We start from the raw sequence: 14,459 nt of genomic DNA, 5'->3' as shown, positions 1-14,459 counted from the left end.
CGCCTGAGACTTGCCGCCTGAGACTTGCCGCCTGAGACTTGCCGCCTGAGACTTGCCGCCTGAGACTTGCCGCCTGAGACTTGCCGCCAGCGAAACCTGGCCTTGTGTTCTTCAAGCTATCAAAGCCCTCTGACAACCAAGCAGGAAGCAGGAACCGCCCGCTGGTTCCCGCCGCAGGATCGGCGTATGGTCTGAGGACCATGACCGAACAGCAACCCTTCGAGCTGGTCCAGCGCTTCGCGCACTTCGAGCTGCGCCGCTATCCCGCGCACGTTGTGGCCGAAATACAGGTCCACGCGACGTTTGACCGAGCCGGGAATGCTGCCTTCCGGCACCTGTTCAACTACATCAGCGGCAGCAACAACGCCCGTCAGAAGATTGCGATGACGGCCCCGGTGATCCAGGAGCTCGGTCCTTCGCAGAAGCTGGCGATGACCGCCCCGGTGATCCAGAGCGGTCCGCTGCCGGGAAGCGACGAAACCGCTGATTTTGTGATTGCCTTTGTGCTCCCCGCAGGTTTGACGGCGGAGACGGCCCCGGTCCCGTCGAACCCCCAGGTCAGGATCCGGACCATCCCCGAGTCTCTGACTGCTGCTCTTCGGTTTTCGGGCAGCGGATCGCGAGCTTCCTTTGAACGGCGCAACAGTGGCCTCCAGGCGGCACTGATGCTGGCCGGGCTGAGGGCCGTGGGGCCGCCGCGATTCGCCGGCTTTGACCCTCCGTTCAAACCTTGGTTCCTGCGACGCAACGAGGTCGTCCAGGACGTGGAGCAGCCCCCTCCCGCGGCCGGCACCGCGGGCCCCTGACCCCGGTAAGGCAAAATGGCAGGGTGACCCAACTCCCGCAGCGCCCCGCCAGTTCAGCCTCCGCACCGCCGCCCCGGACTCCGTCCGGCAAGACCCCGGCTCCGCACACCCCGGCTCCGCACACCCCGGCTCCGCACACGCAGGAGTCCGGCATCGCCGCCCAGATCGCCGCCGAGCTCGGCGTGCAGACCTGGCAGGTGAAGGCGGCCGTGGACTTGCTCGACGCCGGCTCCACCGTGCCGTTCATCGCCCGCTACCGCAAGGAAGCCACCGGGACGCTCGACGACACCCAGCTCCGCGAGCTGGACGAACGGCTGCGCTACCTCCGCGAGCTGGAGGACCGCCGTCGGACCGTTCTGGAGGCGATCGCCGCGCAGGGTGCCCTGACTCCGGAACTGCAGGCCGCCGTCGTCGGTGCCGATACGAAGTCGCGGCTGGAAGACATATACCTGCCGTTCAAGACCAAGCGGCGGACCAAAGCGCAGATCGCCCGCGAGGCCGGGCTGGAGCCGCTCGCCGACGCCCTGCTGAAGCGGCCGGACCTGGATCCGGAACGTGAAGCCGCCCGGTACCTCAACACCGAACACTCCATCGGCGACGCCGCCACGGCACTCGCCGGCGCCCGCTCCATCCTGGTGGAGCGCGTCGCGCAGGACCCTGACCTGGCCGCCACACTGCGGGAGCGGCTTTGGACCCAGGGCCGGATGGTGTCCCGCGTGAAGAAGGGCAAGGACGCCGAGGGGCAGAAGTTCAAGGACTATTTCGAGTTCTCCCAGCAGCCGTCCGGGATGCCCTCGCACCGCGTCCTGGCGCTGCTGCGCGGCGAGAAGGACGGGGTGCTGGAGCTGGATCTGGCCGAGGCTGAACCGAACGACGACGCCGCGCTCACCGCCGCGCGCGGCCGCTACGAAGCCGCCGTGGCCCGGTTCCTCGGGGTTGCCGACCGCGGCCGGCCCGCCGACGCGTGGCTGCTGCAGACCGCGCAGCTGGCCTGGCGCTCGCGGGTGCTGGCCCGGCTGACCGCAGACCTCCGGAGCCGGATGTTCGCCGCCGCCGAGGACGAAGCAGTCAGGGTCTTCGCCGCCAACCTCCGCGACGTGCTCCTCGCGGCGCCGGCCGGGAACCGCGCCACCCTGGGCCTGGACCCGGGACTGCGCACCGGGGTGAAGGTCGCGGTGGTGGACGGCACCGGCAAGGTGGTTGCGACGGACACGATCTACCCGCACGCCCCGGCGCGGAAATGGGATGAGGCGCTGCGGACGCTCGTGAACCTGGCGCGGAAACACAACGTCGAACTCGTGGCCATCGGCAACGGCACGGCGTCGCGGGAGACGGACAAACTCGCCGCGGAACTGCTCAAGCAGCTCACGGCATCGGGCGCTGACGCCGGCGCTTCGAACGATGGAGCCAAACCCCAGAAAATTGTGGTCTCCGAAGCCGGCGCCTCGGTGTATTCCGCGTCGGCGCTGGCCTCCGCGGAGCTGCCCGGCATGGATGTGTCCCTGCGGGGTGCCGTGTCCATCGCGCGGCGCCTGCAGGATCCGCTGGCGGAGCTCGTGAAGATCGAGCCGAAGTCGATCGGCGTCGGGCAGTACCAGCACGACGTCACCGCCGCCAAGCTCGACCGCAGCCTCGATGCCGTCGTCGAGGACTGCGTGAACGCGGTGGGCGTGGACGTCAACACCGCCTCCCCGGCGCTGCTGAGCCGGGTGGCCGGCGTCGGGCCGCTGCTGAGCGAGAACATCGTGGCGTACCGGAACGAGCACGGTCCGTTCAACAAACGCAGCGAGCTGAAGAAGGTGCCCCGGCTCGGCGCCAAGGCGTTCGAACAGTGCGCCGGCTTCCTGCGGATCACCGGGGGAGCGGAGCCGATGGACGCCTCCAGTGTGCACCCGGAGGCGTACCCGGTGGCGCGGATGATCAAGGCTGCCGCCGGCGGGAAGGGGGCGGCTGCGGGAAGCTACGCCGCCCTGGACCCGCAGGACTTCGTCGATGGGTCCTTCGGCCTGCCCACGGTGCAGGACATCATCGCCGAGCTCGAGAAGCCCGGCCGTGACCCGCGTCCGGCGTTTGCGGCGGCAACGTTCTCGGAGGGCATCGAGAAGATCTCTGACCTCAGGCCGGGGATGGTGCTGGAGGGGACCGTGACCAATGTGGCGGCGTTCGGCGCATTTGTGGATGTCGGCGTTCACCAGGACGGCCTGGTGCACGTCTCCGCACTGGCCAACCGCTTCGTCTCCGATCCGCGGGAAGTGGTCAAATCCGGCCAGGTGGTGCGGGTGAAGGTGCTGGAGGCCGATCCGGACCGGAAGCGGATCTCGCTGACGTTGCGGCTCGATGACGAACCGGCTGTCTCGGGTGGAGCTGCCTCGGGTGGACGGGCCACGGGTGGACGTGCGGCTGAGCGGCCGGAACGTCCGGGACAGGCGGCTCCTCAGGCGGCTAAGCAGCCGTCCGGCAAGCCGGCGGCCGGACGGGGGGCTTCCGCCAGGCAGCCGCAGAAGCAGCCACCGAGGCAGGCGCCGGTTCCGGCGCCGGCCAACACCGCGATGGCCGAGGCGCTGCGGAAGGCGGGACTCGGCACGTAGGGCCTGCAAGTGACGCGACCGTTCATCGCGGATTTCCTACCGCTCGTCGCACAGATAGTACGTTTGCTGACTTTCTGCACCATGATTGCCGGAGGCACCGGCCCACTTTGGGGCCCTTCGCCTCTACGCCGTTGGGACACCGACGTCTTCGACAAGCAAGGGAGCACTTATGGGCTGGCTGGACCGAGAACGAACGATCGCCCCACCCGGGTTCAACCGGTGGCTGGTGCCGCCCGCAGCGCTCGCCGTGCACCTGTGCATCGGCCAGGCCTACGCCACGAGCGTCTACAAAACGGCGCTGGTGAAGCACTTCGGCGCCAGCCTGACCGAAATCGGCGTGATCTTCTCGATCGCCATCGTGATGCTGGGCCTCTCCGCCGCCATTATGGGCACCTGGGTGGACAAGAACGGCCCGCGCAAGGCGATGTTCACCTCGGCGATGTTCTGGGCCAGCGGCTTCCTGATCGGTTCGCTCGGGATCTTCAGCAGCCAACTCTGGCTGGTCTACCTGGGCTATGGCTTCATCGGCGGCATCGGCCTGGGCATCGGCTACATCTCACCGGTCTCCACCCTGATCAAGTGGTTCCCCGACCGCCCGGGCCTCGCGACAGGCATGGCCATCATGGGCTTCGGCGGCGGCGCCCTGATCGCCAGCCCGGTCTCCACCGCACTGCTGAAAATGTACGACCCCAACTCCGGCGCCAAGGGCTGGGTGGCCAGCGGGGACTCCGTCGGCAAGCTCTTCCTGACCCTCGCCGTCGTGTACCTCGCCTACATGCTGTTCGGCGCGTTCACCATCAAGGTCCCGGCCGAGGGGTGGAAGCCGGCCGGCTTTGACCCGGCCAAGGTCAAGACCGCCACACTCGTCACCACCGACAACGTGTCCGCCAAGAACGCGGTCAAGACCAGGCAGTTCTGGCTCGTCTGGATCGCCCTCTTCTGCAACGTCACCGCCGGCATCGGCATCCTGGAACAGGCCGCCCCCATGATCCAGGACTTCTTCCGCCAGTCCGACGGCGTGTCCCTGGTCAGTGCCGCCGTCGCCTCCGGCTTCGTCGGGCTGCTTTCGATCGGCAACATGTCCGGCCGCTTCGCCTGGTCCGCCACCTCGGATGTGACCGGCCGCAAGCGCATCTACATGATGTACCTCGGGGTCGGCGCCGTGCTCTACCTGGTGCTGGCACTGGCCGGCTCCACCAGCACCTTCCTCTACGTGGCGCTCGCGTTTGTCATCATCTCCTTCTACGGCGGCGGCTTCGCGACCGTCCCGGCCTACCTGCGCGACCTCTTCGGCACGTTCCAGGTCGGAGCGATCCACGGCCGGCTCCTCACCGCATGGTCCGCGGCCGGGATCGCCGGGCCACTGATCGTCAACGCGTTCCTGGATGCCCAGGGCAAGCCCGGCCAGCTGACCGCCGCGTCCTACCAGCCCGCGCTGCTGACCATGGTTGGGCTGCTGGTCATCGGCTTTGTGGCCAACCTGCTGGTCAAGCCGGTCGATGCCCGGTTCCACGAACCACGCCCGGACAGCGTCCGGGCCGACGAACCCGCCATGGAGGCCTGAGATGAGTACTGCACAAACAGCGGTGAAACCGTCCACCGGAAAACTGGTCGTGGCCTGGGCACTGGTCGGCGTGCCCCTGGGGTACGGCGTGTACGAGACCCTGACCCGAGTGGCGGCCCTGTTTGGCTGACATCGCTGTAGGTTCAGGGTCACCCGGACAAGCCGTTTCCGCGGCGTTCACGAGCCCGGCGACGTTCACCACCCGTCCCACGCTGCAGGGCACCTTCGGGATGAGTACCTCCACGCATTGGCTTGCGACGGCGGCTGCCCAGGCCGTGCTGGAACGCGGCGGGAACGCGTTCGACGCCGCGACGGCGGGTGCCTTCGTGCTGCACGTTGTGGAGCCGCACCTGAACGGTCCCGGCGGGGACATGACAGGCGTCTTCGTCACCGCGGAGGAACCGGGCACGCCGGTTGTCCTCATGGGACAGGGCCCGGCCCCGGCCGGGGCTAGCGTGGAGCACTTTCTCGCCGAGGGCCTCGAACTCGTGCCAGGCTCGGGGGCGCTGGCCGCCGCGGTGCCCGCCGCCGTCGACGCCTGGCTCCTGCTCCTGCGCGACCACGGGACCTGGGAACTGGATGAGGTGCTGGAATTCGCGATCGGCTATAGCCGGGACGGGCACCCGATGCTGGGCAGGGTCGGGGCAACGATCGCGGCCGTGGCAGAGCTGTTCCAGACGCATTGGCCCACCTCGGCCGAACTCTGGATGCCCGGCGGACGGATCCCGGCCGAGGGGGAGCTGGTCCGGAACCCGGCCTACGCCCGGACGTTGCAACGGCTGATCGACGCCGGGGGAGCCGACGCGGGTGGGCAGTCCCGCGAGGGCAGGATCGACGCCGCCCGCCGCGAATGGCGCGAGGGCTTTGTGGCCAAAGCCATGGTGGACTCCGTCCAGACCCCGCACCGGCATTCCTCCGGCACGGACCACCGCGGTGTCCTCACGTTGCAGGATCTCGCGGGGTTCGAGGCCGGCTACGAACCGGCAGCCACCGTGGAGTTCTGGGAGCACACCATCGCCAAGACGGGTCCGTGGGGCCAAGGCCCGGCGCTGCTTCAGACGCTCGCGTTGCTCGAGGGGTTCGACGACGAGTACCTCGACCCGTCCACCGAGCTCGGGGCGCACACCATCCTGGAAGCCCAGAAACTGGCGCTCGCGGACCGGGAAGCGTACTACGGCGACACGGACGTGCCGCTGGAGTACCTCCTGTCCGAGGAGTACTGCGCCGCCCGCCGGGCCCTGATCGGCGAGCGGGCCTCGCACGAGTTCCGGCCCGGTTCGGTACCCGGGCGTGAGCCGTTCCTGCCGCCGCTGCGAACCCATTACACGCTGCCGGCGCTCGCAGCCGAGGGCTCTGCAGGGCTCGGGGCGGGGGAACCCACCGTGGCGCCGAGCGGGGAGACCCGCGGTGACACGTGCCATATCGACGTCGTGGACCGCTGGGGCAACATGGTCTCGGCCACGCCGTCGGGCGGCTGGCTACAGTCTTCGCCCGCCATCCCGGAGTTGGGCTTCTGCCTCGGTACCCGGCTGCAAATGACCTGGCTGGAACCGGGCACACCGTCCACGCTGACGCCGGGCAAACGGCCGCGCACCACGCTGACGCCGACTCTCGTGCTGCGGGACGGCACGGCCGTCACCGCGCTCGGTTCGCCGGGCGGTGACCAGCAGGATCAGTGGCAGTTGCCGTACCTGCTGCGCACGATCGTCGGCGGCTACTCGCCGCAGCAGGCCATTGACGCCCCCACCTTCCATACGACGTCGATGCCCGGTTCGTTCTGGCCGCGCACTTGGGAGCCCGGCGGGGCCGTCGTCGAGGACCGGCTGGGCGAGGACGTTATTGCCGGACTCGAACGCCGCGGTCATGTCGTCACCCGCGCGGGCGGCTGGACGCTGGGACGGCTCTCGGCGGTGGTGCGGGATCCTTCAACCGGTGTCCTGCAGGCGGCGGCTAATCCCCGGGGCGCGCAGGGGTACGCGGCGGGGCGTTAGCGCGTGGAGTCCTGAGGTCTGCCATACGCTGCTTGCAGCCGGTCGCAGTATCGCTGGCGTGGGCCTGACCCTCGCGGGTCAGCCGGTCGACACGTGCCGGTCCATAAAGCGGACCGACTCCGCGGCGATCTGCTGCTGGGCCTGTTCGCGGGAGATGCCCGGCACGCCGTCCCCGGGTTGCTCGCCATAGTCTCCGAAGAAGGCGTGCACGCCACCCACCACGGTTGCGTGGATGGTGATCGGCGGGAGCAGGGGCTTCGACGCCGCGATCTTGTCCGGAGTGGAGAGGCCGTCGTTTGAGCCGAAGATGGAGAGCACCGAAAGGTCGCCGGACTCCGCCATGCTGTCCGCGGGGTACGAGGCAAACAGCAGGAGTCCGGAGACGTCGGGGTTCGACTTCGCGAAGGCGGACGCGCTCACTCCTCCCAGCGAGTGGCCCCCCACCGACCAGGTGGTGATCCCGGGATGTCGGTCCATGGCTCCGCGGGCCTGGTCTGTGTGCAGCAGGGAGGTGCCCAGCGGTACTTTCAGGATCACCACTAGATGCCCTGCGTTCGCGAGCGGGCGCAGGATGTCCTGGTAGGCGCGTGCATCAACCCGTGCCCCGGGGTAGAAGACGAGGCCCGCACTGGCTGTACCTTGCGGGGCGAGGGTGATGGTGGTGGCGTCTTCGGTGGTGGTTGTCCTCGTGGTCCCGGTCGTCCCCATGGCCTGGCCGGGAGGAACCCCGGGCTGGTACGTGAACGGGTTGAGCCACGCGAGAGCCGCGACGAGGCCCAGGGCAGCGATCCGGCCCGCGAGGCCGCGGAGCAGTTGCCAACGTGACACCCTGCGCTGTGGCCGTTGGTGTTTAGTCGCGTATTGGTGGTTATGCAGGCCCAAACGCTCGAGCAGGGCCGAGCGTTTGACCAGTCTGAACATCCAGAAGCTGCCCAGTACGACGGCGGCCCCCAGCAGGAGGGGCAGCGCGGGATGGCCGCCGAGGACTGCGCTGTTGCCAAGTAACATCCAGAGCGGGACCAGAATCATCGCCAGAGCGGTTAGGGCGCCGCTCCGGTCCAGGACCGCAGATCTGAGGCGCGTCGACTTGGGACCCTCGGATGGGAAGTGCGCGGACTTCAAATCCGCGGTAGTCAGCGGCAAGCCCGGGGCTCCCAGCCTGCGTGGTCCATGCCCGGGGGCTTCCGTCGAGTCGTCCGGCAGGGCGGCACTACCGGAGTGGCCGGGGTCCTCCGGTCTCGCATCCTTCACAGTTCGATGATATCTCCATGATCGAGATATCTGGACCATGAGGGTCCCCCCACGTCACCTTTGCTCTGTCTGGCCCGTTGCCTGCTATCACTCTTTCTCGACCGCAGGTCAGGCGGCGCGGCCGAGGTCTGCGGGGCGGAAGTAGTAGTTGCGGCGGGGATTTTGGCGTGGGTCGATGTGGGGTGGCGGGATGAACCAGGGGATGCCGGTACGGACCTGGATGGTCCATTGTTCTTTGTGGATCAGATGGTGGTGGTGGTAGCAGAGCAGGGTGCCATTCTCGGTGCCGGTGGTTCCGCCGCGGGACCAGTAGGTGATGTGGTGGGCTTCGCACCAGGGCGCCGGGATGGTGCAGCCGGGGAACGCGCAGCCCTGGTCGCGGGCGGTGAGGGCTTTGCGGATGTGCGGCGGGAAGACCCGGGAGGCCCGGCCGATGTCCAGGATCCGGCCTTCGCTGCCGAGCAGGACCGGGATGATGTCCGCATCGCAGGCGATCTTGCGCACCGTGGACGCGGTGATGGGTCCGGTGAACAGCAACGTTCCGGTCTGCCCCGTCGCCTGGCCGGCGCGGAAGGGACCTATGGCGGCAGTGCCCTGACTGGCCGTCGTGTCGTCGTGGCTGTCTCCGGGCCGGCCCGGTTGGGCCAGTTGGCCGAGCCGGGCTAGGAGGTCGCTGTCGCCGCTTCCGAGCCGGGCAAGGAGGTCGCGGTAGTCGATGGTGACCATGACCTGCGGGCGGAGCCCTCCCGCGGCCGGGAGGGTGCCGGCGGCGAGGGCGGCCTTGCAGGCGCCGACGAGGCCGTCGAGGTGTTTCTGCGGGCGCGAACGGAGATCCAGCGGGACGTCCACCCCAGCACTTCCGCCGTCATTCCCGCCGTCATTCCCGGCGTCGGCCCAGGGGCTGGCTTCGGTGGAGGCTCCGGCGGAGAGGGTGGCCGCCGCTGCGGCAGGCCCGCCCGCGGACCCCTCACCGGCGGCCGCGGTTCCGGGTGCCTCCGGGGTTCCGGGTGTCTGGGGTGCGCCGGTGCGCGGGTTGGTCGCGGTGTTCATGACGGTGAGGAGGTGTTCGAACTGTTCGGCGGTCGCGAAGATCTCCAGGTGCTGGAGGCCGTGGCGGGGCTTGCGGATGAAGGCGCCCTGGAGCTGGCGCAGGAGTTCCTCGGAGGGCTCGGCGCCGTCCTGGTCCAGCGCATCGGTCCAGCTCCGGGCCACCCGGGCCAGGAAGTCCGGATCGTTCTCGGCCGCGGTCCGGGTCAGGGCGTGCTCCATCCGGGCGGACGCCTCGGCGTCGCAGACGTGCCGGACCCGGTCCAGCGCCAGGGTGACGAGGGTCGCGGCCCGGGACGCGACCTCCCCGGCGGCGACGGCGGCACTGAGTTCCCCATGCACGGGCGGGAGGGGTTCGCCGGTGAATCCCTCCCGCGGCAGGAGGCTCCCGGCCAAGGCCAGCCGGCGCCGGGCCTCGGCGGCGCTGATCCGCAACCGCGCCCGCAGGAACTCCGTGGTGTTCCGGTACCCGTCATCCACAGCCACACCAACAGCAATGGCAACAACCTGTGCCTCAGCGTCAGCCGGGGCGTTCACAGCAACGGCAACCGCCGGGGAGTCAGTGTCAGCCGGGGCGTTCACAGCTTCCGATGCCGCCGCGGACACGCTGACGGGCCCGACACTCCCGGCCCCGGTCCCGGCCTCCGTGAAAGCGCCGGGGCCGGAGCTCTCACGCCAGCCGGTGGTCCACGAGGTGCTGGCCTTCGAGGGGGCGGCCGTGGCCTGTTTCCGGGTCCGGTCCACGGCTCCGGCGGCCACGAGCTGCAGGTACTCCACGACCCGCGCGGCCTCCTCCACCGTGCCGGCGAAATCCGACGCGGCCTGGAAGCCCAGCAGCGCCGCGTCGTCGACCGCCGTCAACCCCACGTTCCGGAGTATGGTGAGGGCGTCTTCCATACCGTCCATGCCGGGCTGTCCGGCCCGGGAGGTACCGCGGCCGGTGCTGTGTTCAGCGTCCCGCGCCGTGTCCTCGAAAGCAATGAAATCCCTCACGGTTTCCATGAATCAAAATTTACCGCCGAGCTCCGACATTATTGGCGGCCATTACCTAGCCTCAGAATCCCGTCGCCAAGAGATTCAGGAAGACTCAGGGAGGCTCAGGACCCGCCATCCAGGAACCGCGGCCGGCCAAACTGGGTGCGAACCCCGGGCGAGAAGAGCACCGATTCGGGCGGACCCGTGACGTTGATGCCGGCCGCGGCGACCAGCTGATCCTCAAGGACAGTCAGTTGTGCCCGGTACAGCGGCCACGCAGTGTGGGTGTTGGGGACGTACAGGGTCCTGCCGCGGAATCGGGTGTGCAGGCCGAACCGGGCAGTGAGGTGGAGAGACAGCGGATCGGTGGCTTCGACGTCGAACTCAGGGGCAACCGCAAAGTCGCTCCGGGCGCTGCCCCGGAACCGCCGCACCCAGTACCCGGCTCGGGGGTCCGCCGCGCCCGCCGGCACTGTCTGCCGGGCTGCCGCCCCCGCCGGCGGCACGGACGCTGCCCCCGGCGGCGACACCGCCTGCCGGGCTGCCGGACCAGCCGCCTCAGCCGGACGTCCGCCCTCCAAAGAAGCCAAAGGATCCAAATCGCCCACCCCGCGGAAGCCCGCCCGCGACCACACATAAGGAATCCCTGCCGCCCGCGCAGCCAGCACTACCGCCAACCGCGTCGCATCCAGGCTGAGGAAAACCACACCCCGGGTGCCGTCCGGCTCCCGGGAGTAGAGGCGCACATTAATCTCGTTGAAGCTCCCGAAGTAGGGGATCCCGGGCCCGCGGCCCAGGCCGGCGCCCTGCATGCGGAACCCGATCAGCCCCACCCACGCGGATCCGTCGAAGTCGTCCGGCACCACCCCCGGGGGCATAAACGGCGCCGCGACGGCATGAGGGATGCGCCAGTGGAGAAAGACCGCGTCCGTCCACCGCTGATCCATGATGATCGGGGTCGGAAGTTCAGGGGCATCAGGCCAGGGGTCAACGACCATGAGTCGGCGCCGGCTAGTTCAGGGGCCGGGTGTTGTCCGGAAGGGCCCCGCCAGCGAGGAGCTCTCCGGTCGCATCGGCCAGAGCCGTCAGCGCGACGCGCTGGGTCCACGGGCCGTAGGAAATCCGCGCCACCCCAAGCTCCTGGAGTTTGACCGGAGCCAGCGAACCGGGCACGTTGATGACGGACACCTTGTTCCAGCCGATACCGTCCACCAGGGCGGCGACTGTGGCCTCGTCCAGCAGGCCAGGCACAAACACGGTGGTCGCGCCGACGTCGAGGAAGGCGCGGCAGCGCTCGATGGCGTCAGCCAGCACCGCAGCGGGGTCTCGGTCTTTGCCTTTCAAAAAGGCGTCGGTGCGGGCATTGAGGACGAAATCGATGCCCTCGGCCTCGGCTGCGCGCACAACCGAGCTCATCTGCGCCACGGCGTCGCCGAGCGGGCGCATCTGGTCCTCGATGTTGGACCCAACAATCCCGGCACCAATGGCTTGGCGTACCGTCTCGCCGGGGTTGCCGTAGCCCGCTTCGAGGTCGGCACTCACCGGAAGTGTTGTAGCGGCGGCGATCCGCCGGACGGCGTCGATCATTTCTTCCAACGGAATATTCTCGCCGTCCGGGTAGCCCTGCGACGCGGCGATGGAGTGGCTGGCCGTGGCTAACGCGGCGGTGCCTGGTACGTCCGTCACCACCTTGGCGGAGACGGCGTCCCAGACATTGATGACCTGCAGGATTTCGGGCGCCTGGTGGAGCCTGAGCAACTCGGTGGCTTTGGGCGCAAGGGAAGCAACGGATTCAGTCATGCCCTGAGCCTAACGGGAGCCCGTGACACCCGGAAGCGGTTCAGCCCGCTGTAGAAACGGACGGGGAGTCCTCGGGCTGTTTCTCCCAGGGCCAGCGGCCGGTAATTTCGAGCTCCAAGGAGAAACTCAGGAAGGTCCGGATCAGCACGATAATGGCGAGCACGCCGACGCTTTCGAACGTCGGTGTGACGGCGACGGTCCGGATAATGTCCGCCGCGACCAGAAGCTCCAGACCGAGCAGGATCGAACGGCCCAGCAATTGCCGGTAGGAACGGTAGACGGAGAGCGGCTCTTCCCCTTCCGGCCGCCTGCGCGGCTGGAAGCCACGCAAAGCCATGGGCACGGACACGACGGCGCCGATCACCATAACGGCCACACCGGCGACGTCCATGTACCCGCCAACTGCCTGAATCATTTCCTGAAAATCCATGGTTCCCCTCAAAGAAATGTGTGGTGAAACCGCAGCACCCGCCTAAGGGTGCCGGACCCCCGCTCCGGCAAGAATAGCGCGGTAACCCTCGCGGTAGGTGGGGTACCGGAACTCGAATCCCGTGCTCCGCAGCAGCGCATTGCTGCAGCGTTTGTTGCCGCCGCGGGACGGCTCGCCGCCGCCCTTCGGCGAGGCGCCGCTCGGGCCGCCGTCAGAGACGCCGCCCTTCCGGCCGCCTTCAGCTGTGCCCGACGGCGGCTGGGGAAGTCCCAGCTCGGCGGCCAGGAAGCTCAGCACGTCGCCGAGCTCGGCGGGCTCGTTGTCCACGCCCAGGTACACCGGTCCCGGGACGGGTTCCATGGTGCACAGGTGGACGATTGCGGCCGCGGCGTCGTCACGGTGGATCCGGTTGGTAAACCGTGACTCGGCGGGAATGACGGCGGACCCGCCGCGCACCTGGTCTATGAGCCGGGTCCGCCCGGGACCATAGATGCCGCCGAGCCGAAGCACCACCGGGGTGATCCCGGCGCCGCTCAACCGGCTGGCGAGGAGGTCCTCCGCCTCGCGGATGGTGCGGCCGGAAAACCCGCCGGGTGCCGGCGTCGTGGTTTCATCAATCCAGCCACCGTCGGCGTCGCCGTAGACGGCGGTGGAGGAGACGAACAGCAGGCGCCGGACCGGGGCACCGGAATCCAGCACGGCGTCCACAACGTTCGATAACCCGTCCACATACGCCGCACGGTAGGCAGCCTCGGTGGGGGAGTCCGCCGCAATCGCGACGACGACGGCGGTGGTGTCCGCTGGAATGGGCGGCAGTTCACCGGCGCTCAGGTCAGCCGCGGCACCATCGATGGCGGCGGGAAGCTTCTCGGGCGAACGCCGCCAGCCCACCACCCGGTGGCCGGACGCGGCGAACCGCAGCCCGGCCTCGGTGCCCAGATCGCCGCAACCGGCCATAAGTACAGTCATGCTGGCCAGTCTGCCAGTATTCGGCGGCCAGAGCCGCCGCACCCGGGTTAGCGCGCCGGAATAGTCTGGCTGATGCTCGGAGCTGGGCGGGGTTCCGTCGGATTAACCGGACGGTAGTTTGCAGCGAAATTCATGAGTATTGATACGCCTACGATCAACAATGCCATCTGCAGCAATACCTTTGCGCAGCCCGGACCTTTCGACCGCTGTCGAGGTTTCCGCGGGGGAGCGGCGTCGCGGGCCACCGTCAGTGGCCGCGTCCGCCACTGCGCCAAGGACGCGGAAGGGGCGTCGTGCCGATCAAGGTGCGCCGTGGTCAGAAGCCGGGGACTCAGCCTGCCGCCCAATAGCCCCTGCAAGTAGGCGTGGACAGTAGGAATGAGGCCCGGATCGAGGACAGGCGGCAGTCCAGCCACCGCACTGCTCAGAGCGTTAAGGCCAAGGATTCTAATTCCACTGCTTGTAGTGCCCTGGAACTCCGGCTGGCCGACCAAGCAAATCCATCCTTGGACCATGCACCGGTGATGCGGTTCCAGGACCGCTGCCACCGCAGCGCACTGGTCCAGGATTCCCGAAAGCTCTTGTTCCCTGGAATAGCCGTTTTGGCGAAGGACTCCATCCCGCAACCGGACGTCGCCGCTCCAGTTCTTAGCATCAACAATCAAGACACCGCCGGGACCGACCAGGATGTGATCAATGTTGGCCTTCGGCCGTCCCGGCCAATGAACGTCATGAAGGGCAAGCCAGCCAGCGGGCTCCAGCTCGGTCATTCTGTCCGCGACCATGGCCTCGCCGGCAGCACCTACCGACCACGCGTGCGCATTCCGCTCAGCCTGTGCCAGCTGTTTCCGCAGTCGCTGAACGCGTTCCGCGGCCAGTCTCGACTGCTCGGCAGCCCTGTCACCTGCAGCCATGTATTCCCCCAATTAATGATGGCCTTTCCGCGCTGCAGCGAATCGACGCATACGGATGGCAGCCACCCTAATCCAGCGGACGGCCGAATTCCCGGAAATCCAGCCCGCTCATTCTGAAACAGGA

General features: G+C 68.4%; 12 protein-coding genes. 5 read left to right on the top strand and 7 right to left on the bottom strand.

The window, feature by feature from the left end:
• The first annotated feature begins 200 nt into the window (after positions 1–200).
• The 5 genes from ABIB29_RS09650 (at position 201) to ABIB29_RS09630 (ending at position 6,949) form a co-directional block, all read left to right on the top strand.
• Positions 201–806 carry an SOUL family heme-binding protein gene (locus tag ABIB29_RS09650; RefSeq protein WP_354172234.1) on the top strand — a complete coding sequence of 202 codons (606 nt, stop codon included), beginning with the start codon at positions 201–203 and terminating at the stop codon, positions 804–806.
• Positions 807–958: 152 nt separating this feature from the next.
• Complete coding sequence (locus ABIB29_RS09645; RefSeq protein ID WP_354172447.1) at positions 959–3,394, top strand: Tex family protein; 2,436 nt, start codon at positions 959–961, stop codon at positions 3,392–3,394.
• A 169-nt stretch (positions 3,395–3,563) separates the two neighbouring features.
• Complete coding sequence (locus ABIB29_RS09640) at positions 3,564–4,958, top strand: OFA family MFS transporter (RefSeq protein ID WP_354172232.1); 1,395 nt, start codon at positions 3,564–3,566, stop codon at positions 4,956–4,958.
• A 1-nt stretch (position 4,959) separates the two neighbouring features.
• Positions 4,960–5,088 carry an MFS transporter small subunit gene (locus tag ABIB29_RS09635; protein WP_354172230.1) on the top strand — a complete coding sequence of 43 codons (129 nt, stop codon included), beginning with the start codon at positions 4,960–4,962 and terminating at the stop codon, positions 5,086–5,088.
• A 100-nt stretch (positions 5,089–5,188) separates the two neighbouring features.
• Positions 5,189–6,949 carry a gamma-glutamyltransferase family protein gene (locus ABIB29_RS09630; RefSeq protein ID WP_354172446.1) on the top strand — a complete coding sequence of 587 codons (1,761 nt, stop codon included), beginning with the start codon at positions 5,189–5,191 and terminating at the stop codon, positions 6,947–6,949.
• A gap of 78 nt (positions 6,950–7,027) precedes the next feature.
• On the opposite strand, the gene ABIB29_RS09625 is transcribed toward ABIB29_RS09630, so the two are convergent.
• The 7 genes from ABIB29_RS09625 to ABIB29_RS09595 form a co-directional block, all read right to left on the bottom strand.
• Positions 7,028–7,957 carry an alpha/beta hydrolase gene (locus ABIB29_RS09625; RefSeq protein WP_354172228.1) on the bottom strand — a complete coding sequence of 310 codons (930 nt, stop codon included), beginning with the start codon at positions 7,955–7,957 and terminating at the stop codon, positions 7,028–7,030.
• Between the two features lie 351 nt (positions 7,958–8,308).
• Positions 8,309–10,249 (bottom strand): HNH endonuclease signature motif containing protein, encoded by a 1,941-nt coding sequence (locus tag ABIB29_RS09620; protein ID WP_354172226.1) that lies wholly within the window; start codon positions 10,247–10,249, stop codon positions 8,309–8,311.
• Positions 10,250–10,344: 95 nt separating this feature from the next.
• Positions 10,345–11,220 (bottom strand): YqjF family protein, encoded by an 876-nt coding sequence (locus ABIB29_RS09615; RefSeq protein WP_354172225.1) that lies wholly within the window; start codon positions 11,218–11,220, stop codon positions 10,345–10,347.
• Between the two features lie 13 nt (positions 11,221–11,233).
• Complete coding sequence (locus ABIB29_RS09610; RefSeq protein ID WP_354172223.1) at positions 11,234–12,022, bottom strand: isocitrate lyase/PEP mutase family protein; 789 nt, start codon at positions 12,020–12,022, stop codon at positions 11,234–11,236.
• 40 nt (positions 12,023–12,062) lie between these two features.
• A complete protein-coding gene (locus ABIB29_RS09605) occupies positions 12,063–12,452 on the bottom strand; it encodes a DUF1622 domain-containing protein (RefSeq protein WP_354172222.1) in 390 nt (129 codons plus the stop codon).
• A gap of 42 nt (positions 12,453–12,494) precedes the next feature.
• Entirely contained in the window at positions 12,495–13,421 is a 927-nt protein-coding gene (locus ABIB29_RS09600) for an SDR family oxidoreductase (protein ID WP_354172220.1), read from the bottom strand.
• Positions 13,422–13,468: 47 nt separating this feature from the next.
• A complete protein-coding gene (locus ABIB29_RS09595; RefSeq protein ID WP_354172218.1) occupies positions 13,469–14,191 on the bottom strand; it encodes a nuclease-related domain-containing protein in 723 nt (240 codons plus the stop codon).
• Positions 14,192–14,459 lie beyond the last annotated feature (268 nt).

Origin of the sequence: Arthrobacter sp. UYEF36 (assembly GCF_040547025.1) — a bacterium.
Classification (GTDB): Bacteria; Actinomycetota; Actinomycetes; order Actinomycetales; family Micrococcaceae; genus Arthrobacter.
This window is presented reverse-complemented; position numbering and strand designations above follow the sequence as displayed.